Origin of the sequence: Microcoleus sp. C2D2, from assembly GCF_036702495.1 — a bacterium.
Lineage (GTDB): Bacteria > Cyanobacteriota > Cyanobacteriia > Cyanobacteriales > Microcoleaceae > Microcoleus.
Window position 1 is genome coordinate 14,824 of sequence record NZ_JAUBTO010000076.1, and the last position, 23,147, is coordinate 37,970.

Genomic DNA, 23,147 nt, shown 5'->3' on the forward strand with positions numbered 1-23,147 from the left:
TATTTTATCCTTTGTAAAATTGCGGCAAAACAATAGGTTTTGTTTTCAAGATTTGGATGCACTGGTGTACTGTCGTTAAGGCAAATCGAAAACCACTAACTAAAGCTTTTGAGAGCTGTTTCTTTTCTAAGGAAACATCCCCGACGTAACCAGGGCGAATTGCCTGACAAATTTGTTGCCAATCCTTCGGTTCAAGTTGATACACTTTGACGCACTGGCACACAGTATGCGTCAAAAACCGTTGCTGATTTGACAAGTTTTCTGCTTTTTTAATTGGGGAAATTTCTAGCTTAAAAGCAGTTTCAGAGATTTTAGCTGAAATCTTGTGAGTAACCATTTTTGTGCGTTTCTAGTAAGGTTCAACAATTATTTGCAGCCGCAATTTTTTGACGGTTTGTGTGACCGACAAGCAGGTCTTAACGAGTTAAATTTTGAACTCATTTTTTACACCGTTTTGCAGGCTATTCTTAGCTATCAATTGATTCTTTTGCGCAGGAAGAGGAAAAAAAGGTAATAAAATAATGTGATTTTTTTGGCAAAACTTCTTCCCCTTCCCCTTCTCTTTCCTACTTCAAACTTGATAAAATCTGGTTCACAGCTTGCACAATCTTTCCTTCCTGTGCAATGTCAGCAGCAATCAGGGCAATGTGTATATCTAAAGATTGCTCGTTGTCGTTCCAAATGTAAGATTTGTCAACATTCGGCGGCTGTCCCACAACTGCGCGCACAGCCTCATATAGCGGCAAACTAAGTGGCGACAAACACTCCCGCGCATCATAGTGACCGGCAACTTGATGGGTTCGCAAGTCAACAGCTTGGACAGCAAACATTAAAGCTACTGCCATATATTGCTGAAAGATTTCAATTGAGCGACGAGCTAAATTGGCTGAAGCGAATCCTTGGCTATTGATATTCTGATTGAATTGTTCAGCGTGAGTGGGAAAGCGGTCAGCAATTGAGTTTCCGTAAAAGGTCAACAACGGCATAATCGAGTTTCCAGTTATTTGCAGAGCTTTTAGACCCATGTTGACCTTACGGCTCGTGTTACCAACTAAAGACGGTGACAGGCCGTTATTAAATTCCGGTGCAACCAACAGCGCTATTTGCACATCCAGGTGCTTAGATAGCAAACCTAAAAGATATCGCAAACGATCCATTCCCACACCAACATATTGTCCGAGAAAATTGCCGCCGTGATAGCAGGCTTCATTCTCAACGTCGATCAAAGGGTTATCTGTTACCGAGTTTATTTCTACTTCAATCTGCTGAACAATATCTGCCAATCCATCAACAATTGGCCCCAGATATTGAGGCAAGCAGCGGAGCGAATAGCGGTCTTGAATAGGAGCTGCACCCCGGTAGTCGTGCTTACCATCTAACTCGTTTCGGCTCAAGCACGAATCTGTAAGGAGTTCGATCATTTGGGAAGCTGCCCATATTTGACCAGAATGAGGTTTGAGGGCGTGAATAAAAGGATGAAACGATTGATTAGTACCCCCTAGCCCTTGAACCATTAGGCTATGAACGCCCATTGCTAGGGCAAGCAAGACTTGTGCGTCGCGGAGGCATAAGGCTGCTATACCAGTCATAACAGAGGTGCCGTTCATCATTGCCAGCCCTTCTTTGGGGCGCAAGTGCAGGGGGGGTAAGCCAAGCTTCTCAAGCGCTTGTATACATGACATCTCCTCACCTTGAAAGTCAACGGTAAAGGATTTGTCCAACCCAATCAGGGATCCAGTAATGTAAGCCAGGGGTGTGAGGTCGCCGCTAGCGCCGATGGAGCCAAATTCATAAACGTGAGGTGTTACTCCTTCGTTGAGGAAGGTTGTCATGCGCTCCACCAGTTCTAAGCGGACGCCAGAGGCACCGTATAGGTGTGAGTTGATCCGCAGGATCATCGCGGCTCGGACATCTGCGATCGGCAACCGCTTACCAGCCCCAGCCTTGTGATAAAAGACGAGATTATTTTGTAGAGCAGTCGCATCTTCAGTAGAGATTACAGTATTTGCCATCCCTCCAAATCCGGTTGTCACACCGTAAATCGGCTTTCCCGACTCGACAGCATCCATAATGTAGTCGCAGGATGCCTTTACCCTCTGAGAAATTTCATCCCGATTCGTTAAATAAACTTGCGAGGACTTTCTGGCAACGTTGACTACTTCATCTACCGTCAGCGATCCGTTCCCCACAGTTACGTTACTCAAATTAGGCTCAGGCCATTGGGGTAATTTTGGAGAAATTGGCTCCGTTACGTTTATTGACACTTTTTAGCTCCCAAATTCATAGATAGATGCACCCAAATGTGACTAAAGTCACAACAAACTCGAAACCGGGATGTTCAGTTGACTCTAAATGACAGAGAAATATGACTCGACACCATACTCTGCCATTCGTAACCAAATCCTTCACTTTGCTTCATAAAACAAGCCGCAGCGATTAGACCTCACCGATAATCAGCCTGCAAGCCTTATTGCGTCAAGGCTGGAAACTTAAATTCGGTTGGTGTCTATTGCGATCGGGGCAAAATAAAGCTGCACCGACGCTACCTTAGGCGGGCAGGGTTATAATTGATTGAGTTATTAAAGCTGTGAGGCTGTTACTCTGGCAATTGACCGATTACTTAATTACGATACCACCGCTAAAGGCTAAGCATACATTTTTGTTACAAAACGTTACAATGATTTCCGAAATTTTTAGGATGACTATTGAACGCTACGGGATATCTGGAAAACAGTTATCCAAGTTCTCAGGCGTTAGCGAGAATCATATTTCTGAGTTTCGACGGGGCAAGACTGGCATCTCTACTGAGGTGCTGTGGAAGTTAATCGAGGCAATGGACGAGATTAAGCCGGGAGCCCGCGTTTACTTCTGTAAGCGCCTGACGGGGGCAGAGGGATTTGGCAACAGCACCCAGCTGTCAGTGCCAAAGCAACTTGAGTCTTTGCTAGATATGCAGATATTGGTTGATGGGCTCTCTGACGACAGTTTGGCCTTGCTACTGATGGTGGTGGCGGCGCGGATTAAGAACGGTGTTTCCCCTCCTGCGAAGGGTTTTGAGCTAATTGGCTAATAATTTAACCCCTAGTTTGTGCAGGCAAGAATTTCACAGAGCTGGCCCCATTGCTGAAACCCTTGCTGAACACGGATTAAGAGAGATTACCCTGATTTCACTAATTTTTTATCTGCTCTAAAAATTAGTGAAATCCTTTCAAACGTCAAAAATTAGAAAAGAGCGGACACTCTCCCTTGAGACAACTTTAAAAGGAGCTAAGTTTGACGGGTGACAACAAGAGTCAAAATCATAGATAAAATTAATGCTCTAGCCAAGAGACTCCTCTCTCCCGAATGCTAGCATCCCGTTTTACAAAATTTCAATAGGGCTTCGATACCACATCGTCAGAATCAGTTGGCGTGCCTTGACTGATGCCTCTGAACAGTATAAGCCTATACCAAAATCGCTATGTCTTCTCCTTGCTATTATATTTTTTCGTCGAGAGGACATAATGAAACGATCCCGAACCAAGAGTGATTTCACCATTTTTATTGATAGATTCTACACTGCTGTAATTTGGCTGTAAGTGCAGCAAACTCATTGAAATTTCCAACCCAGATTTGATTACCTTTAAACTTTGCATCTACAATTCTTGTGGGACGGGCAGGAGAACCCGTCTCTGCATTCAATTTAGATGCGTAGCAGCTTAAACTCTCCAACCATCACTGAGGTAAAAGTAGCATCTCCAGGCCCCCACTTTTTTAGGCCGATAACGGTTTGAATGTCTCCCCACCCTCGGTCGCCCAACACAAGGTCGAGAATCCCTTTATGAAGTGCTCATTTTAGGTAATCGAGAATTTGGCAGTGTCAAGTTGGCATCTTGGCTCTGTGAAAAGGAAGTGAAGTTTATTTTTAGAGTAAAACAAGGGCGATACGTTCAATCAGAAAACTCTGATTATATCCTCTTGTCATACCTGGGTTTACTGCCAGGAACAAGCTTTTATTTATCAGATGTAAAGTTTACCAAACAAAAAGGATTTGGGACTTTTGACATGGCGGGTTATTGGAGCCGTAAATATCGAGTCTAACAGGAAGATGTTGCGTTGGTATCTTTTGACTAAGGTCGGGACTTTAAAGCAGTCAATTGATATTTTCAAGTATCGCAGTAGCATTGAGGCGATGTTTAAAGATTGTCAAACAGGTGGCTACAATTTAGAGAGAAGCCATGCTCATAACCAGCGTCTAAGCAGTTTGATATTATAGATAGCTATTGCTTAGAGTTGTGCTATGATTCAAGGTCAAAAAATCAAGACGATAGGAGTGCAAAAATATGTGGGCAGGTTAACTGAATACGGGCGCTCAATACGTCGTAATAGTAGTTTTTGGATAGGATTATATGGTCAATGTTGGGCCGAGCGTTGCGGAGGGAATTGGTATGGAATGCAAGTCAAGACATTATTACTGAATTAATGAGGTTCAGGGGAAACAAACTACCATTTTTTCAGAGGGGTATGAGGGCTATGTCCTTGATTCTATCAGTGTTCTGACGGGGTTGTCACCCCGTCAGGAACTCAGCTTGCTAGAGCCGATGTGGAAGTTCGGCTTGTTGGGCACGCACAATTGCGATATTTTCGCAAACATCATCTCAGCTTGCCCGACAAAGACGACGATGCAGATGCTTTGGCATTGGCGCTGTACGCCTGGGACTACTTGCATTTACCCCGGCGATTTTTACAAATCTGAGAGGGAGAAATTGTTAAAATTCGTGAACTTGTGTTGCGGCTTAACACCTCAACCGCGTGCAGTCGCCAATCATCAACCGCGCTGGGCAAGATTTAGCTTGGCAGTTTCCAGAAGTGGCACTTGTACTCGCGGTGCGCTACGGCGAAAACGTACCCTTGCTTTGGGGCTGGCTGGCCGGAGAAAGACCAAGCAAAAAGTACGATCGGCTCTACGTCGAGTCAATCGGCTTAGGAATTCAAGACTCGGTTCGTCAGCACGCCGCCAGACTTTGCAGCTTGCAGCGTGAGTTCGTGGCGATCGAGCAAGAACTATTTGACACTCCCCTGCCTAAAGGCGAGGGGATTCTTAATTCAGCGACCGACCTTAAAGCGTCCTGTCCTTGCGGCAATACTCAAACCTTTTAACCGTAGAAAGCTACCAATTAACGAGCTTGACTCAGAATCACCCCAGCGGGTCTATCTCCAAAAGCGTACTAGGATATTTACCTAGAGTTCGGGTATGCCCTACCCTACTTAACGATCCAAAAAGGAATAGTTTGTTTTTGCTGGTTGGGAACCTACATTTTCGGTTCTTAGCTGTTTAAAGAGTTTTCGCCGCTCTGCGTCCCCCAATTTATGCCTGAAAGTGTGTCTTATGTCCCGTTTCACGATGGCAAAGGAGTTTAACCTTGACTATTGCACTATACCACCTTATCCATTCTATCCGGGCTTTTTGAAAAGTTTTTCTGAACTAAAGCCGTCCTAGAAGGACGGGGTTTTAAACCCAGTTTTCCGATAAACTGCTTGCCGTTCCACAGTTTACCCGTTACGGAAAAGTTTTTGCGCGCTTTGGATTTGGTCAGCGAATTGAAGCGTTGTTACTTTCTCAGATTTACCCGCTGCAAAATTATCTTGCCAACGGCGAACGTGACGTACTCCCACACTCAATCAAAGACTAGAGTGTGGGCTTCTCCTCCGAGAATTCCCGGATTCGCGTTTTATAGTGAGGCGAACGCCCAACCCCACTTTCTTTATTAGAATTCCAGAGTTCAGGTCACGAGGCATGGATGCACCACAAGAGCATTCATGCCACCTATCACTTAACTCCTTTGAAACTCTGTTGAGGCACATTGCACAATGTTGAGATGTTCCAGCAGGATTAACTTTCACGACCAACCGCCCAGCTCTTTCAGCCTTGTACGGAAGGATTTCGTTCAAGAACCCAGCTATCCCCGCATCAGCAAAACTCTTGTTCAACCCGGACTTTGCGGATTGACCATTAGGCAAAAACTTACCCGATTCATCTTGCTTGGGTTTGTTGCGTTTTGCCATATTGGAAACTTTAAGGTCTTCTACAAAGATAACCTCAGCCTTGTTGACCAACTCACCTGCAAGCTCAAAATGCCATTGTTTGCGTTGTCTAGCTACCTGTTGATGTAACTTTGCAATGCGTGACCCAAGTTTGCGACGTGCAGTAGAACCTTTTTTTCTTAGCTCTCTTTTAGTTTGCAGTTTGGCTAATTTCTCTTCGGCTTGCCGATAAAATTTAGGAGGTTCTACCATCGTGCCGTCTGAGCAGACGGCAAAATATTCCAATCCCGCGTCAACGCCAATACTGTTAGTTTCAGTCGGTTCAATGCCAATAGTAGGAGTGTCAGGGACTGATGCATCTTCTAGAGTCAGTGTCGCATACCAACCATCTGCTTTGAGAGTAACCAATGCTCTCTTAATGACAAAACTGTCAGGAATAGGGCGATGTTGAATGAATTTGATTTTTCCTAGCTTGGGAAGTTCAATTCGATTCCCTTGGATGCAGTCAGACTTCACTCGCTGATAAGCGAAAGTGCGATAGCGGTTTTTGCCTTTAAATCGAGGCTTCCCGCTCCGCTTACCATTGATATCACCTTTGATAAAACGAGCAAATGCCAGGTCTACTCGCTTCACCATGTCCTGCAAGACATCGGCATGGATATCTTTGTACCATTCTCTTTCTGTCTTGAGAGACACAAGTGAGCGTTTCTGTCCGTAATACTCAGGCTGTTCCCTTGGGGATGCAATACTGCATACCAGTGGACAGGCATTAACTGAACACCTGTTCATTTCAAACCAATCAAATCTGTCTGCCAACAAAAAATTGTATTGATGCCGTAGCATATCGAGCCATTTGCTCATACGGCGTCTTTGGTCGGACGTTGGCAGTAGTTTGAACTGGTAGGCTAGTTTCATGAGACAATTGTACTGCATATTTAATGTAAATACAATCGTGAAACAAACAGAAACAACGACGTTTAGGCTTACTTCAGAAGAAAAAGAGGTTCTGGTCAAGTATTGCGAGTTAACATCTCGAACCCAAAGCGATGTGTTTAGAGAATTCCTACGAACATTACAAAAGAAATTGTCAAAGAAGGGGGTGTTGAACCCCCCTCTTTGACCCGCATTCCTCTCAACGCTGACCCTAAGAGGGTACAGCGTGAGGCTCCTGCGGCTTTAGCTGAAAAAGCCAGCGGGCGGCCCGTGAAACTTGCGCGATCGCGGGTGGCGGCTAAAGCCGTAAAAATGCTGTTCAAAGAGCTCCTTCGAGCGATCGCACTCTTATGGTGCAACAAACTAAAAAATGTTAGAGTGAAAAGCTGGACGCAAAAAAACGGTAATCTGGAGGGCAATATGTCACGGAAATGTCAGCTAACGGGAAAGAAGGCGAATAACGGTTTTGCAGTTTCTCACTCGCACCACCGCACTCACAAGTTGCAAGACGCAAATTTGCAGTGGAAGCGGATTTGGTGGCCGCAACAGAAGCGCTGGGTAAAATTGCACCTTTCTACGAAGGCGATTAAAACCTTGCAACACAAGGGTTTAGAAATAATGGCGAAGGAAGCTGGAATTAACCTGTACAAGCTTTAAAAAACTTGGCTAATGTAAAAGTAAGGGCGATCGCACTCTCAATTGTGCGATCGCCCTCACTTTTAGAGAAAAACCTTTACTAAAGCAACTTTCTGCATTTCAGTAAATAAGTAGTCATCTCGCCTTTGCCTTTAACTTCGATCGCGCCGCGGTTTTCAAAGGAATACTTTTCTTGCAACTGCTGATAAGTTGTCTCTGTTACCTGAATACACCCCGGCAAGCCGTGGGATTCCATGCGGGAAGCGGTGTTAACGGTGTCTCCCCACAAATCGTAAATAAATTTTTTAATGCCGATTACTCCGGCGACAACCGGGCCGCTGTTGATGCCGATTCTGATGCTGAAAGCTTGGTTATGGGTATTGCTGAAGTCAGTAATTGCCTGCTGCATATCCAAAGCCATTTCTGCAATAGCTTCTGCGTGATCCTGGCGAGGAATTGGCAGCCCTCCTACTACCATGTAAGCGTCGCCAATCGTCTTAATTTTTTCCAAACCGTGCCTTTCTGCTAGGTTGTCAAATGTCGAAAAGATGTCATTCAGCAAGGCTACTAATTGCGTTGGAGAAACTAGCGAACTGAGTTGAGTAAAGCCTACTATGTCCGCAAATAAGACAGTAACGTCAGCAAAGGTGTCTGCGATCGTACTGTCTCCCCGCTTCAACCGATTTGCTATTTCTTCAGGCAAAATATTCAACAACAAGCGTTCTGATTGTTCCTGTTGAACTCGCAGTGCATTTAAAGTATCATTCAGAGTATTAGTTCGTTCTTTCACTCTAAATTCTAGCTCTTCATTCAGCTTGTAAAGCGCCATTTCAGCCAGCCTGCGGTCTGTGATATCCGTACCGATTGCCAGCATTCCCGCGAACTTTCCTACCGCGTCAAACAGGGGTTTATTTGCCCACGATACCCAAACCAGCTCGCCGCTGCGGCGGATACTTTCATCTTCATTTCGCGTATATTGTTCTGGGTTTGCCAAAATATCTCTCAACTTTGCTGCCAAGTCATTTCCTCTTGTATCTCTCTGGGGAATGATTGTTCCCACTGCGTTTTGGCCAATTATCTCTTTTTCATCGTAACCAAAAAACTTCTGTGCAAATTCGTTAAAAAAAGTAATATTTCCTTCCGTATCTAGTTTTAAAATAATGCTGTTAGCATTTTCCACTAATTCCCGATACTTAATTTCGCTTTGCCGCAGCGAATGCTCTGCTGATGCGCGTTCGGCTACTGTGGTAGCCAACAGCAGCGATGTAACTACAATTACGCTCATAAAAGCCTGCAAAAATAAGATTGCCTGATTGATATTTTCTGCTTTGGCAAGAAAGGGGCCACCTCCCTGAGAACCGCCCCAAATGGCGATAGTGGATACAATGAAAGATGCTAAAACAGCCCCGCCCTGGCCGAATTGAATGGTTGCCCAAATTACTAAGGGAAATGGCAAGTATTCGAGGGGATAACCGGAGAGATTACCTTCACTTTTTGAGTTGTAGACTAGCCAACTGACTGTTACTAATAACAGCAGGCATATTCCGGCACCAATGCGATTTACAATTGTTTGATAACCTGTATTTGGTGAAGGGCTTAGTGCTTGTTTGTGGTGGTATACAATCAACAGCAGGGGAGTAAAAATTAAAACTCCTAATGTATCTCCGAGATACCAATTCCATCGAATTTGCCAATATTCGCTCCAGTCAACTAAACCAGTTACACAGAGGCGCAGCGTGCCGAGAGTGCAGTTGATTTGAGTGGCAACTACAGCACCGCAAAAAACTAAATTGACGACATCGATCAGCCGATCGATTGAGGGCCGAAACTTTAACTGTTGCAGCAAAGTAAATGCGCACAAAGCTTGTAAACAACCGCAAAAGGCACTAATTACTGCAAGTGTTAAAGATATGTGAAGGTTAATAGTCTCGTAAAAAAATACGCCTAAAGCTATTCCCGGCCAAATGCGGCTACCAAATAATAACATTGCAGCTTGTGCAATTCCTGCGGGCGGCCAGACGCAGGTAGCTAATTTATTTACGCCGGGGATTGAAACTGCTATTTTTGCTCCCAAAGCGTAAGCAAAAGCAATGGCAGCTACTTTTGCTAAGTATTGCCAATTTCTAGATTGAGGAAATCGCAGAAACTGATTTTTGTTGAGGTTCATACTCAGTGTTAGATTTTTAACTAACTATAGCAAGCGCGCCCGACAATTAGGAAAATTTTAATTTTTGAAACATGAGTTCTTATATTGCTTCTTCCTTCTGCTATAACTTGATACCTGTCAGAAAATAAGTGTTCATCTCGCCTTTTCCTTTGACTTCAACTGTGCCGCGACTTTGCAATAAATACTTGTCTTGTAATCGCTCATAAGTGGTCGAAGTGACTTGAATACGCCCCGGCAAGCCGTGAGATTCCATGCGGGAAGCGGTGTTAACGGTGTCTCCCCACAAATCGTAAATAAATTTTTTAATACCGATTACTCCGGCGACAACCGGGCCGCTGTGGATGCCGATTCTGATGCGAAAATCTTGCTGGTGGGTATTGCTGAATTCAGCAATTGCCTGCTGCATATCCAAAGCCATTTCTGCGATCGCTTCTGCATGATCGCTGCGGGGCATTGGCAATCCTCCTACTACCATGTAAGCGTCGCCAATGGTCTTAATTTTTTCCAATCCGTGCTTTTCTGCTAGGCGATCGAATGTGGAAAAAATTTCGTTAAGCAAGGAAACTAATTCTGGCGGAGAAATTTGGGAACTAATTTGGGTAAAACCGACTATATCTGCAAACAATACTGTTACTTCACCAAAAGTATCGGCGATGATGCTTTGGTCTTGTTTGAGTCTTTCGGCGATCGCTTGCGGTAAAATGTTGAGCAGGAGACGGTCGGATTTTTCTTGTTCTAACCGCAAAGCTGCCTCAGCTTGTTTGCGAGTTGTGATATCTTCGACAGTACCTTCGTAATAAAGCAAATTTCCATCTCTGTCGCAGACAGTATAAGCATTCTCGGAAATCCAAATTATACTGCCATCTTGGCGGTAAACTTGAGATTCCCAATCTGATACTTTGCCGTTTGTTCGCATTAAATTAATGACTTCGGCGCGGCGTTCTGGGTATACATATAGCTGGCGGTTAATATCAGTTAAATTCGCCATCAACTCCTCATAGGAACTGTAACCATAAATACGAATTAAAGCAGGGTTGACGCTGAGATATTCCCCATCAGGGGTAGTTTGAAAGATGCCGACGATCGCATTTTCAAAAATGCTGCGGTATTTTGCCTCAGCTTGCCGCAGCCCTTCTTCAGCGCGCTGGCGTTCTCGCGCTTCCATTGCGAAAGTTACAGAGTCTGCTAGAGAAACAGCGAAACTTTGTTCTTCAATTGTCCAAAAGCGGGGCATTCCTACGTGTTCTAAACAGAGAACTCCTGCTGTTTGTCCGCCTATTTGAATCGGCGTATCTAGCATGGAAGTGATGCCCAACGGAATTAGGTAAGATTCCGCAAATTCTCTAGTTCTAAAATCTTTTTGCGCGTCAAAGGCAGCAATTGCGCGTTCTTCTTGCAGTGTTTGAAAATAGACAGGATAGTCTGCTGCTGCTAATTCCCAACCGTCTGAGTGCTGGTTGAGAGCGCTATCGAACAAATCCAGGCACTCTATCTTGGATTTAGCGCGATCGTACAGCCACACGCTCGATCGGGCAACTTCCAGAGTACGGCTAGCAGTTTCAGTTATTTCTTTAAGCGCTTTTGTTAAGTCGCCTTGATTCAGCGCTTTATTTTTGGCTAAATCAATTAATGCCGATTTCTGTTTCTGTAGCTGAAGTTCGCTTTGTTTCAGGGCATTCGTCCGCTCTTCTACTCGGATTTCCAGCTTTTCATTCAGATGAAGCAGCGCTATTTCAGCTTTTCGGCGATCGGTGATATCTGTGCCGATGCAGAGGATTCCCAGGAGATCTCCCGCTGAATCAACCAGCGGTTTATTTGCCCAAGATACCCAAACGCGATCGCCACTGCGCCGCATGTTTTCATTTTCATAGCTGATAAAGCCATGAGGATTGCGTAAAATTTCATTATAAACCAGCTCTAAGTTATTCCCTTCGAGGTCTGTGTGGGGAATAATTGTTCCTACTGGATTTTTTCCCAGGATTTCTTGCACCTTGTAACCAAAGAATTTTTCGGCGAATTCGTTAAAAAAAGTAATATTTCCGTCAGCGTCCAATTTCAGAATAATGCTGTTAGCATTTTCCACCAATTCTCGATATTTAATTTCGCTCTCTCGCAGAGAATACTCTGCTGATGCGCGTTCAGCTACTGTCGCGGCCAATAACAGCGAGGTAATAGTAACTACAGCCATAAAAGCTTGCAAAAATAAGATAGCCTGAGGAATATTTTCGGCTTTGGCTATGAACGGTCCCCCTCCCTGAGAACTGCCCAAAATTGCGATGCTTGAGACAATGAACGATGCTAGGACAGCGGCTCGTTGACCGAATTGGAGCGCCGCCCAAATTATCAAAGGAAACGGCAAATATTCCAGGGGATAACGAGAAATTGAAGCGTCATTTTTCGACTCAAAGACAATGCAGCTCACCGCAATTAATAATATTAACCATACTCCACGCCAAAGTAAATCTTTTTTCTGACCTTCTGTTTGTAGTTTTAAACTCTCTACGGTTACTTTAGGGCGAATAAATATTAGGATTAAGGGAGTTAAAATTAAAACCCCCATTGTGTCTCCCAACCACCAATCCCATCGAACCGACCAATATTGGCTCGCATCTACTTTGCCCGCTAAATATAGGGAAAAAACGCCAATAGTGCAACTGATTTGAGTAGAAATTAGACCGCCAAACAAGATTAAATTAACTACATCTTTCAAGCGAGCGAGAGACGGACGAAACCCGAGCCAGCGCAGGGCAGTTACTGCAAAAACAGCTTGCAGAATCGCCCCGGCGTTTCCTCCCACCCAAACCGCGAATATCTGTTCAGTTGGGTTAACTAAATTGAGTAAAAATGTACCAAAAACTATGGCTGGCCAGACTTTACTCCCAAACAATAACAGTCCAGCTTGTGCAATCCCTGCGGGTGGCCACACCGAGGAAGCGAAGGGACTAACACCTTCAATTGACATTGCTAGCCTCGCCCCCACGGCGTAAGCGACACTAACTACAGCTACTTGAGCTAAGTATCGCCCAATTCGGGATTGAGGGAATCGAAGAAACTGATTTAGGTTCAGATTCATGTCGAGTTTTAAGTTTTAGGGAATTTCACATTTTGTCTTTAACGTTCACAGCAGAAGGAAGTTCGGCAACGGATTCGCAAGGGCGGATGTAACGGATGTAACGGATGTAACGGATGTAACGGATGTCAGGATGAAGGATGAAGGATGAAGGAAGCTAATGTAGGGTGCGCAGTGCGCACCTTACGCTATACGTTCCGCGCTAATGTAGGGCTCCACGCACACCGCACATTACCAATTATAAAGGCTTATTTGATGGCGGCACCAATCCACTGTTTCAAAGTAGAATTTACTTCATCAATGAGAATTTCATGTGATTTGTGAGCAGCTCTTTCCACAACTTCAACTTTACCTGCTTTCAGCGAGCGGCCCGGAACAATCCGATAGGGAATGCCGATTAAATCAGCATCTTTGAATTTAACTCCGGCTCGTTCATCGCGGTCATCGAGTAGGGTTTCAATGCCAGATTGGTTGAGTTCTGCATAAAGTTTTTCGGCGACTTCTACTTGTTGGGCGTCGGAAATATTGGGGATGCTAATGATGGCGTGATACGGGGCGATCGCCACTGGCCAAATTATCCCGTCTTTGTCGTAGGATTGTTCTACGGCCGATTGAGCTAGCCGCGACACGCCGACGCCGTAGCAGCCCATAAGAAAGGGCATTTCTTCGCCTTGTTCGCTGGTGTAGGTGGCGCCCATTGCTTGGGAGTATTTGGTTCCTAATTGGAAGATGTGACCGACTTCGATGCCTCTGGCACTTTGCAAGGTTTGTTCGGGGTTGTGCACTGCCCGATCGCCCGCAACGGCCGTTCTGACACCTACAACCGTTGCTGGTAGCGGAAATTCTTTATCCCAATTAGCCCCGACAACGTGGTAGCCTGATTCGTTAGAACCGGTGACAAAGTTTGTCAGGTCAACTGCGGTGCGATCGACTAAACGTAAAAACTTAGAGTTTACCTCCTTGCTCCCAGCGATATAATCATCAGCAAGATCGGGAGCCATATAACCTAGAGGTAAAGATTTAGCAGCCCATTTCCGCTGAGCTTCCGCATCGGGAACAGTCAAAAATAAAACAGTTTTAGCTTGATAATTGCCCGCTAACTTCGTCAACTCATTCAGCAACTTTACCTGATTCACATCTTGGTCGCCGCGAATGCTTACCAATACCAAGACTGTGATGCCATTGTCGTAAACAGCTTGGTAAAGCACATTTTTGACAACTTGCGTCGGAGAACATTTCAAAAATTTGCAAAGTTTATCAATTGTTTCTGTTCCCGGCGTTTCCCGCTTTTCAAACGCTGTAAAGGGCGACGGTTCCACATCAGGCGGCATCGAGACAGCCTTTTCCACATTAGCTGCATACTGACCGTCTTCAGTATAAAGAACTTCATCTTCTCCCGCTTCAGCCAACACCATAAACTCTTGAGAACCAGAACCGCCAATTGCTCCCGAATCAGCATCTACTGCTCGGAATTGCAAGCCCGATCGGCGCAGCATATTGCTGTAAGCTTGAGCCATATCCTGATAAGTCTTTTTCAGACTTTCTTCGTTTGTATGGAAAGAATAGCCATCTTTCATAATGAATTCGCGACCGCGCATCAACCCAAAACGCGGGCGAATTTCATCGCGAAACTTAGTTTGGATTTGATAAAGATGTAAAGGCAATTGCCGATAGGAACGAATCATATCTTTAGCAATTGTAGTAATTACTTCTTCGTGAGTTGGGCCCAGTCCCAGTTCTCGCTGCTGCCTGTCGGTCATGGCAAACATAATACCTTCAGCTTGAGTGTAGGTGTCCCAGCGGCCGGATTCCCGCCACAAATCGGCCGGTTGCAATTGCGGGAGGAGGCATTCTTGAGCGCCGGTAGCGTCCATTTCTTCGCGCACAATTTGGGAGACTTTTTTGAGAACTCGCCACATTAAAGGGAGATAAGCATAAAGGCCGCTACCGATGCGCCGGATGTATCCCGCACGGAGTAATAGTTTGTGGCTGGGAATTTCTGCTTCTGCAGGGTCTTCGCGCAGGGTGACAAAAAGCATTTGAGAGAGTCGCATAGCTGATTTCCTTAAAATACCGGATGATTGTAATCTCAGATTTACTTCTGATATTATCAGAGGTGAGCCGACTTTGATTAACTCCCTAAATAAAATTTAGAGATTTTATCAAAAAGCTAGGGCGGTATTTGATAATTGTCACCCTTGTACTCGGCAATTTCAGCAGAAATTCTTAAATCATGAAAAAGGAAAAAGTTTTCTATTACCTAATTTGAGGAGGTAACTCAGCGAGGTATCCAGCAATGATTTAGGATCGCTATAAGACCTCTTGCAAAAATAGCTAGGACGGGCAAGATGCCCATCCCACAAGAAAAAATAACTCTTGTGGGATGGGCATCTTGCCCGTCCAATAAATTTATGAAAAGGACTTTTGCAAGAGGTCTATAGAAACCCTCGCACGCACGCACAAAACTGATTGTGCACCTCGATCGCTCGGAATTAATAGCTCGTTTTGAGCGTAAAAATCAAATTGAATCCTAACTCGGTAACGCACTATACGATATCTAGGGTGCGCCAAAGATCGCTTTACTACTATAGATAATTGGTGGCGATCGCCCCCGCCTCAAACTTGCCGCTTTTATGCGAACTCTGCTGCTACCAGTCACATAAAAACTAATTTCTGACTTTAGACGGATTTATTTTTTACCTTCCCCAGGCATAATAAGCAGTAAGGATGAGATCACTAGAGAAGTGATTTACGGCTCATCCAAATTTCACTAATAAGGGCTTCCGTAAGATTAAGCCTGACCAAAACAAACCACCATCTAAAGATTACAAAATCCCCTATCAAGTAAAGTAGGGGTCAAGTTTTGCTATGCCTAACTCGGCATCAAAGTGTAGGAGGTAATTTATGTTAGAAAGCGAGTTATTAATGTCGCTGTACAGTCCCAAACTCAATATTTCCCAAATGCCAGTAGAAATAGATGTGCCATTTGACCACCCCGATATCGGAGGGCTGATGTTTTTAAGCCCTCAGTTTTTCGTAGCCTTAATCGCCGGAGTCATTATGGCTTTCGGCTTCCAATTCCTGTTAACAAATTTCTCGATCGCCGCCAAAATCTCAAATTGGGACGAGGCTTTACCCGACGATGACGATGATGATGAGTCCGAAAGTTTAGGGCGTAAAGTTCGGAAAATCGAAGGTTTAGTCGGGGGTTGGGTTTTAGTCACAGTTAACCTGGCTTTATTTGTGGCTTGTTTTCTGGCAGTCAAACTAACTTCAATTGCCAGCGTAGACGGAGCGGCAATTATTGGTGTGGTTATCTGGGCTGCGTACTTTTTAACGCTGGTGTGGCTCGGTTCTAGCGCCGTCGGTTCTACGATCGGTTACTTGATAAAAACTGCTTTTTCGGGCGTTCAAGGCGTCATGGGTACTGCGGGTGCAGCGATCGGCAGCAAGATGGCCAGCGACCAAATGGTCAATACTGTAGAGGCATCTGTTGCGGCTGTCCGCCGCGAGTTGAGTTCGGCTGTAGACCCGGAGAGCATTCGCGACACACTGCAAGATTATGTGGGTTCTTTGCAGTTACCGAAGCTAGATGTTAAGGAAATTCGCGGTCAATTTGAAAAGTTGCTGGGCGATGTCGATATCAAACCTCTGGCGGGAAGCGATGTTCTGAAGAATGTTAACCGCCAGACTTTTGTGGATTTGATTAAGAGCCGCACGGACTTTTCTCAAGAGGAAATAAATCAAGTTGCCGACCAACTCGAAGCGGTTTGGAAGCAAACATTCGGCAAGCAGCAAGAGCAGAAAGACCCGAATTTAGAGTTGGTTGATTTTCTCAAGTTTGCGGCTCCCGATTTGCTGAAGTCTGACGAACTCAACGCCAAGCTGTCTCAAATTCTGGAAAGTAGGGAAAACAAATCGGAATCCGGCTCAGGCCCAATGAAGCGAGCGATGCAGTTGGGTGTGGAAGCTCTTGTGGCCACTGTTTTGTCGCGGACGGATTTGTCGGATTTGGATGTTGAAAAAATCTCCGGTCAGTTGCAGCAACTGACAGCCAAAGGGACCCAACAAGCTAAATCTTTGGCTTCTAAGGTGGGCGACAAAGTGCCTGCGCTGCCTTTCAATACAGCTAAGGCTGATGTGGAAAACTACTTGCTGAATGCCCAACCTTGGCATCTCAACCGGGAGACAATCAAGCAGGAATTTAGGGATGTGATTTACGACCCGGAAGCTTCTCCCGGGGCCGTTTTGCGCCAGTTAGAGCTGTTTAATCCCGATTATTTTGTAGGGATTCTGGGCCGCCGCGAGGGGTTTACTCAGGAACAGGCGGCGGAAATTGCCGAACAGCTTGAAGCTGTCCGCCAAGAAGTGTTGGAAATTGTGCAAGCTGCTGCTGGTGAAGAACAGTCTCAAGATTTGCGCAGCCGGATTGAGAATTATTTGCGATCGACCGGCAAGGAAGAATTGAATCCTGAAGGTATTGAGCGGGATTTCCAAGCGCTTTTGGAAGATCGGGATGCTGGTTTTGAGGCTTTGCGCGATCGCCTGTCGCAGTTCAACCGCGATACTTTGGTGCAGTTGCTGGGTCAGCGGGAAGATTTCAGTCCCGAGGAAGCGGATCGGTTAATCGGGCAGCTCGAAAGTTCGCGCGATCGCGTGATTTCTAGAGCTCAAGAATTGCAAGAGCAAGCGAAATCAAAAGCGCAAGAATTGCGGCAAAGGGTAGAAGACTATCTCCGCAATACTAATAAGGAAGAACTCAATCCTGAAGCTATCGAGCGCGAGTTTCAAACACTGCTAAACGATCCGGAAGCCGGATTTAAAGCGCTGAGAGAACGCTTGTCTCAATTCGACCGCGATACGCTGGTGCAGTTGCTGTCACAGCGCCAAGACCTCAGCGAAGAACAGATAAATCAGGCGATCGACCGGATCGAATCTGTGCGCGACAACATTATCCACGCGCCGCAAATAGTTGCAGATAAAGCTAAAGAGCAGTACGAGGAAGTTACTGGAAAAATTGGCGAGTACCTGCGGAATACTAACCTGGAAGAGCTGGATCCAGAAGGTATCAGTCGGGATTTGACTAAATTGTTGGAAAATCCGAAAGAGGGTGCTTTGGCACTTCGGCAAAGACTTTCTCAGGTCGATCGCGAAACTTTAGTCAAGCTGCTTTCGCAGCGGGAAGATTTGAGCGAAGAACAGATCGAGCGGACGATCGATCGCGTGCAAGATTCGATTCGCAGCATCGTGAAATCGCCCCGCCGCTTGGCCTCTCGCGCTCAAAAAACTGTGCGGGATTTCCAAGGAAGTTTGGAAAATTACTTGCGGAATACGGACAAGGAAGCACTCAATCCTGAAGGCATCAAACGCGATTTGCAGTTGCTGTTTAGCGAGCCGTCCATGGGGATGCAAAGTTTGGGCGATCGCCTCAAGCACTTCGATCGGGATACGCTGGTAGCGCTGCTGTCGCAGCGGGAAGACATCTCGCAAGAGGAAGCCAACAGAATTGCCGACCAAATTGAATCTGTCCGCAACCAAATTGTCGAACAAGTTCAAATGGTTCAGGACAAGTTGCAGTCAACAATCGACGGTGTTTTCTCGAAAATTCGGGATTACCTCAATTCCCTCGATCGACCTGAGCTCAACTACGAAGGCATCAAGCGGGACTTGCGCAAAGTGTTTGACGACCCGCAGGCCGGATTTGACGCGATTAAAGAGCGTTTAGGTGAGTTCGATCGCGGTACTTTAGTTGCCCTGCTGAGTTCTCGTTCCGATATTTCCGAGACAGACGCTCACCGAATTGTTGACCAAATCGAAGGAGCCCGGGACAGCGTTTTAGTGCGTGCGGAACGCCTGCAAAATGAAGCCAAAAAACGCATCAAACAGCTCAAGAAAAAGACCAAGCAGCAAGCAGAAGATGCGCGCGAAGCGGCAGCAGCTGCAGCTTGGTGGCTGTTCGGTACGGCTCTGACTTCTGTGGTTGTTTCCGCTCTGGCTGGAGCAATAGCAGTAGGCGGGATTTCCGGTTTGTTTAGCTAGACTTTAAACGAGTTTCAATTAACTTTCTCCTGATTCTAGGCTGGCATAAAGCCAGCCTATTTTCTTTGACTGACACCCCATTTTTTGAGTTTCTTTCTGCTAGGACTTTGTTTTAACTGGTTCCTAGGCTCTGCCTGGGAACCGATGTCCAGAGGCTCTGCCTCGGCCCAGACTATGGAGGCAGAGCCTCCGGATATGCGTTACCAGGCTCTGCCTGGTAACGAGTATAATCATTTAGGATTGCTATATGGGCAATGTAAAAATTGAAACTTTGCGTCCAAGACTGTTTTTGTAGTAGGGAATTCTATTCGCCAAGAAAACTAGGAGGAAATACTTTAGATAAATCTAGGGACAAATCCCCAAAATTAGGGAGGGCAACTGTCTCGTTAGACAGAAAAATTCTCTTGACGCGATAACCAAATTTGCCTTGCGAGTTCTGATACGGATCGCTGTAACATTCCAAACAAGTTTCTAATAAGTTAAATATCCAATAGTCAGAGATACCCGCTTCAGCATAAAGGGGCAACTTGACCTGTTTGTCGTAACTCAAAGAAGAATCCGCAATCTCAATCAGTAACAATATATCCGCTGTTGTGGGGTGAGAGGATAGATAATCATCAGACCGATTTTGCACGATCGCGCGATCGGGTTCTGGTTCGCTGTCATCGGGCAGAATAATCGGTTGTTGCCCCCGCAGTGTCGCCCTTTCTCCCAGCAGCTTAAATAACTCGCGTTCCAAGCGTGTCTCGCAAACAGAGTGAGCAGTACCTTTAGCAGCCATGTGGATAAGTTGTCCCTCGATTAACTCAATTCGATCGTCCTCAGCAAAGAACCCCAGTTCTGTCAGGCGATGATATTCCGCTATGGTGAAGCGTTTAGCAGTTGCGATCGACATAACACCCACCTCAATACAGGTCTGTTGCGATTATAGGCGATCGTCGATCGGCTAAACAATAGACCTCTTGCAAAAATAAATAGGACGGGCAAGATGCCCGTCCCACAAGAAAAAATAACTCTTGTGGGATGGGCATCTTGCCCGTCCCATAACAACAATCTTATCAAATTGGCCTCTTCCTTTGGTTGCAAATTTACCCACTTTTGGTCAATTTACTCCCCGAATTCATGTCCGGGATCGGATCAGCCTTAAGCAAGATTCTAGCATCAGTATTTATTAGGTACATTAACTTAAGTAGCAAACAAAAGTTTTCTCAAAAATAAGAAAACTGAGCAATACATATTATTTTGGAGGCTTGAATGACATTTACTACTGCAGCCGCTGCTTACGACCAAGGAAAAGCAGATATTCAGAGCTTGAGTGTAGACGACCAATTAGGTCTGCTATGGTTTGTTTACACCGAAGTTGGCAAGTCAATAACGCAAGCGGCTCCGGGTGCTTCCGGTTCCGACATCGCTCAGGGTTTGTTCGAGCAAGTCAAACCGCTGCCCCAGGAACAACAACTACAAGTAATGCGCGACATTGCCTCAAAAGCCAATACTGAAATCAGCCGGATGTACGGCTCGATGAGTCCTGAAACCAAGCTGGCTTTTTGGTATTTCCTAGCAGTAGGAATGGACGAAGGAACTATTATTCCCGTGCCTCAAGACTATCAACTTCCTGACGCAGGAAAAGCTTTATTAGGAAAGATTCAGGGGCTGGACTTTCAGCAGCAAATTGATTACCTTCGCGGTACAGTTTTAGAAATGGGTGCTGAAGCAGCTCCCGGGGCTGGCATTTAAAAATAGGACTTACGAAAAAAAAGCCGGTTTCTCGGAGAATATTGGGTGCGAGAACGAGGCATCTAGGAAGAAACCGGGTTTTTAGCCGTTTGATGCCTAATATCATGTCCGGTAGAGCGACCCCGATTTTTGTAGGGGCGGGTTCACAAACAATACCTGCCAATAATTGACCATCTCAAAAACCCGCCCCGACCGGGATATTATGGTTAATCGATCGGACATGATATAAGTAGCTCAAACTAATACCCGGCGCGAGAAACCCGGCTTCTTCAAGAAACCGGGTTTCTCGCTGTTGTATTTTTTTTAGGTTTACGACAAAGAGGCGCACTTGACACCTAATAACTGAATTCAACGGTTCTGTTTCCCACAACTTCCGGCGCACCGACGGTTACACGCATATCTTCGCAGGCAACTGTTAGCAAGGGCTGACCTAAGTTTAAACTGGCAAAAGGACTTTCTTCTGCCACTTCTAATGCGCCTTTAATCAAACCGATGCGAGACTCAAATTTTCCTTTAAACAACAGCAAATTGCTGCGGTCAGCGCTGAAAACATTTCCGCTAAAAGGCAGCGGTAAGGCTAAACTTTGCTGGCTGTAATTGAGGCTGCACAGTGGACGGTTTTCTTGGCGAACTGTGACGCGGTAGCCTAGCGGTGCTGCCTTTACCGAATGGCTACCTTCCCAACTAAATTGAGCTAATTCTTTAGGAAGTCCCCAAATTTCGCGCCCGCCGGCTACGGAGTTAGGATTGTCTACGTAGATGTGGGAAATCCAAGGGCCCCATTTTCCTGCATAATTGGCGATCGCGCTAACTACAATTAACTCATTGTACTCCATCACCGAACCCAACCCGTAGGAGGATATATAAATGCCGCCTAGGGTTTTTCCGGGCAATAAAGAGACAATTTCTAACTCAGAGGGAACCAAGGGACGCACTCGTGCCACATCTACCAATTGTAAAGTCCCAACAGCATAACCTTGCAGGTTCCAAGGTGCAGGTGGATATACCATTTTAAGTGATTTAATGTGTGATATTTTATATTTATTTTAGCTTGGAAATTTGAGTAAGATGGCAACTCGATTGGATCATCCAGATATAACAGCTCAATCAAGCTCTCTCGATGTACTTTTGTGAAGTCGGCCAGTGGTCGGTACCCCCAATAGCCAGTCATCGCTCCTAATAAGATGAGTAACAAGACCAACCACAATTGATGTCTTGTGCCCCGAATGTGTCGATCGTCATTGAGAAGTTGCAACTGTTCTTAGAGATTGATATTGGTCACTTTGTCTACCCTGAATCAGTACATTTGCCTCGATCGCGAGCAGGGCGATCGCGTAAACAAGTCGAGCTGGGCCCAGCAGTTCGGGCTAGCGCCCGACCAGGTAGATTTCCCAGATTTTTTGCTTGCTACACAGGCGCGTGACAGGAGGGGCGATCGATCGTCCACATCTAAATTTTTCTATCCTTGTATGAAACCACCCTGCTCTCTCTTGATGGGAGAGGGGCTGGGGGTGAGGGTGAGAGTGCCTGCTGTGGTGACATTTCCAGCTAGTGTAAACAACTATCAGCTTTCGATCGATTAGCCAGCAAAAACTGCTGGGCAATCTCAGTAAATTTGTTGGGGGGTTGGCTCCCAAACAGCCCAATCCCTCTCACTGGCAAAAAGCCCAATCCCTCTCACAAAAAAAAGTTATGAGTAGAAAATTGGTGAAAGAAAAGTTATAAAATAAGTTATGAGTAGAAAATAAGAAAGATAAAAAGAGTTAATTGTATAAACTTTTGTTATGTGTAATGTAAAATAATTTTAAAATAATAATAATTAATTGTTGTAAAATTAATTTTGTGTTATTTTAATTAGAGAAAAAAACAACAATGTTTAGAACAGGAAAAAAACAATGTTTAAAAACCAAGGAACCAGCCAACCCGAAGCGTCCCAACAACAACTAGCCACGGTGAACGGCGACAAGTCTTGGGCTGAACAGGAAGAACTCCAGGAACTTGACGAGGTGCAACTAGCCACGGTCGTTGGTGGCCTCGTCGATTTAAAGTTACAGTTCGGTGGCGGGTTAATTGGCGGGTACCAACTAACGTTTAACGTTTAACTCAACTCTAATCCTAAGTAATCCAAAGAAGTTGACCAGGGAAAAAAAAAAAACAGATGGGGGAGAGAGCCAGATAACCCTAACCAAAAAAGTTAGAAAAGTCAAGGAAGAGATTGTCGAGCTGTTCCCCCGTCCCGTGTTCACACTCTAATTCCCCCTCCCCTGGGGGAACTTCTGGGAACTTTCCGATATCTGGCACGGCGGTATGGGGAAGCCGTTAGCGGGCACAAACTTTTCGGCCGGAGAGCTTCATTTCTTGGGGGGTTGGCTCCCGGAACAGCCCAATCCCCCTTTTAATAAAAAAAAGTAATAAAAGACACAAATTAAAATAATAAATAATATTGTTAAAAAATAACATTAAATGTATCCGCTCAATAAATCGGGGTAACAGCAAAAAAAGAAGGTTCACAATCTAGGCACAGCATGGTAGAATATGACG

At 45.3% G+C, this 23,147-nt stretch carries 17 protein-coding genes; 7 read left to right on the forward strand and 10 right to left on the reverse strand.

Annotated features, from left to right (window positions below; all coding sequences use genetic code 11):
- Window positions 1-4: 4 nt before the first annotated feature.
- Both QUB61_RS22500 and QUB61_RS22505 read right to left on the reverse strand, forming a co-directional pair.
- Window positions 5-337 (reverse strand): hypothetical protein, encoded by a 333-nt coding sequence (locus QUB61_RS22500; protein ID WP_333132263.1) that lies wholly within the window; start codon window positions 335-337, stop codon window positions 5-7.
- 229 nt (window positions 338-566) lie between these two features.
- Entirely contained in the window at window positions 567-2,264 is a 1,698-nt protein-coding gene (locus QUB61_RS22505) for an aromatic amino acid ammonia-lyase (RefSeq protein WP_333190117.1), read from the reverse strand.
- Between the two features lie 434 nt (window positions 2,265-2,698).
- On the opposite strand from QUB61_RS22505, the gene QUB61_RS22510 reads away from it, so the two are divergent.
- Window positions 2,699-3,070: a helix-turn-helix transcriptional regulator gene (locus QUB61_RS22510; protein WP_333132261.1), complete on the forward strand. Its 372-nt coding sequence runs from the start codon at window positions 2,699-2,701 to the stop codon at window positions 3,068-3,070.
- Between the two features lie 1,485 nt (window positions 3,071-4,555).
- Here the strand turns inward: QUB61_RS22510 and QUB61_RS22515 are convergent.
- The gene (locus QUB61_RS22515; RefSeq protein ID WP_333132260.1) at window positions 4,556-4,708 is read right to left on the reverse strand and encodes a hypothetical protein; all 153 of its coding nucleotides are present in this window, start codon (window positions 4,706-4,708) and stop codon (window positions 4,556-4,558) included.
- 83 nt (window positions 4,709-4,791) lie between these two features.
- Here QUB61_RS22515 and QUB61_RS22520 point away from each other — a divergent pair, with 83 nt between their 5' ends.
- Entirely contained in the window at window positions 4,792-5,139 is a 348-nt protein-coding gene (locus QUB61_RS22520) for a hypothetical protein (RefSeq protein ID WP_333132259.1), read from the forward strand.
- Between the two features lie 522 nt (window positions 5,140-5,661).
- Here the strand turns inward: QUB61_RS22520 and QUB61_RS22525 are convergent.
- A complete protein-coding gene (locus QUB61_RS22525; RefSeq protein WP_333132258.1) occupies window positions 5,662-6,939 on the reverse strand; it encodes a transposase in 1,278 nt (425 codons plus the stop codon).
- Window positions 6,940-7,377: 438 nt separating this feature from the next.
- Between QUB61_RS22525 and rpmB the strand changes: the two genes are divergently transcribed.
- Entirely contained in the window at window positions 7,378-7,614 is a 237-nt protein-coding gene (gene rpmB, locus QUB61_RS22530; RefSeq protein ID WP_190742853.1) for a 50S ribosomal protein L28, read from the forward strand.
- A 79-nt stretch (window positions 7,615-7,693) separates the two neighbouring features.
- Here the strand turns inward: rpmB and QUB61_RS22535 are convergent, their stop codons facing one another.
- The 3 genes from QUB61_RS22535 to proS all read right to left on the reverse strand — a co-directional run bounded on the left by QUB61_RS22535 (window position 7,694) and on the right by proS (window position 14,884).
- Window positions 7,694-9,760, reverse strand: a complete 2,067-nt coding sequence (locus tag QUB61_RS22535; RefSeq protein WP_333132257.1) for an adenylate/guanylate cyclase domain-containing protein — start codon at window positions 9,758-9,760, stop codon at window positions 7,694-7,696.
- A 100-nt stretch (window positions 9,761-9,860) separates the two neighbouring features.
- Window positions 9,861-12,833: an adenylate/guanylate cyclase domain-containing protein gene (locus QUB61_RS22540; protein WP_333132256.1), complete on the reverse strand. Its 2,973-nt coding sequence runs from the start codon at window positions 12,831-12,833 to the stop codon at window positions 9,861-9,863.
- Between the two features lie 245 nt (window positions 12,834-13,078).
- On the reverse strand, window positions 13,079-14,884 hold the full coding sequence (proS, locus tag QUB61_RS22545; RefSeq protein ID WP_333132255.1) for a proline--tRNA ligase: 1,806 nt from the start codon (window positions 14,882-14,884) through the stop codon (window positions 13,079-13,081).
- Between the two features lie 850 nt (window positions 14,885-15,734).
- Here proS and QUB61_RS22550 point away from each other — a divergent pair.
- Window positions 15,735-18,869: an MFS transporter gene (locus QUB61_RS22550; RefSeq protein ID WP_333132254.1), complete on the forward strand. Its 3,135-nt coding sequence runs from the start codon at window positions 15,735-15,737 to the stop codon at window positions 18,867-18,869.
- 304 nt (window positions 18,870-19,173) lie between these two features.
- Here the strand turns inward: QUB61_RS22550 and QUB61_RS22555 are convergent, their stop codons facing one another.
- Complete coding sequence (locus QUB61_RS22555; protein ID WP_333132253.1) at window positions 19,174-19,764, reverse strand: Uma2 family endonuclease; 591 nt, start codon at window positions 19,762-19,764, stop codon at window positions 19,174-19,176.
- Window positions 19,765-20,123: 359 nt separating this feature from the next.
- Between QUB61_RS22555 and QUB61_RS22560 the strand changes: the two genes are divergently transcribed.
- Window positions 20,124-20,606, forward strand: coding sequence for an orange carotenoid protein N-terminal domain-containing protein (locus QUB61_RS22560; protein ID WP_333132252.1), 483 nt, complete (start codon window positions 20,124-20,126; stop codon window positions 20,604-20,606).
- Window positions 20,607-20,941: 335 nt separating this feature from the next.
- Here QUB61_RS22560 and QUB61_RS22565 read toward each other — a convergent pair whose 3' ends face one another.
- Together QUB61_RS22565 and QUB61_RS40015 are read right to left on the reverse strand one after the other, a co-directional pair.
- Window positions 20,942-21,616 (reverse strand): acetoacetate decarboxylase family protein, encoded by a 675-nt coding sequence (locus tag QUB61_RS22565; protein ID WP_333132251.1) that lies wholly within the window; start codon window positions 21,614-21,616, stop codon window positions 20,942-20,944.
- Window positions 21,553-21,861 (reverse strand): transposase family protein, encoded by a 309-nt coding sequence (locus QUB61_RS40015; protein WP_445300337.1) that lies wholly within the window; start codon window positions 21,859-21,861, stop codon window positions 21,553-21,555. Before QUB61_RS40015 ends, QUB61_RS22565 begins: the two co-directional genes overlap by 64 nt.
- Window positions 21,862-21,880: 19 nt before the next feature.
- On the opposite strand from QUB61_RS40015, the gene QUB61_RS22570 reads away from it, so the two are divergent.
- Both QUB61_RS22570 and QUB61_RS22575 read left to right on the forward strand, forming a co-directional pair.
- Window positions 21,881-22,189, forward strand: a complete 309-nt coding sequence (locus QUB61_RS22570) for a hypothetical protein (protein ID WP_333190120.1) — start codon at window positions 21,881-21,883, stop codon at window positions 22,187-22,189.
- A gap of 312 nt (window positions 22,190-22,501) precedes the next feature.
- Window positions 22,502-22,708: a hypothetical protein gene (locus QUB61_RS22575; RefSeq protein WP_333132249.1), complete on the forward strand. Its 207-nt coding sequence runs from the start codon at window positions 22,502-22,504 to the stop codon at window positions 22,706-22,708.
- The last annotated feature ends 439 nt before the right edge of the window (window positions 22,709-23,147 follow it).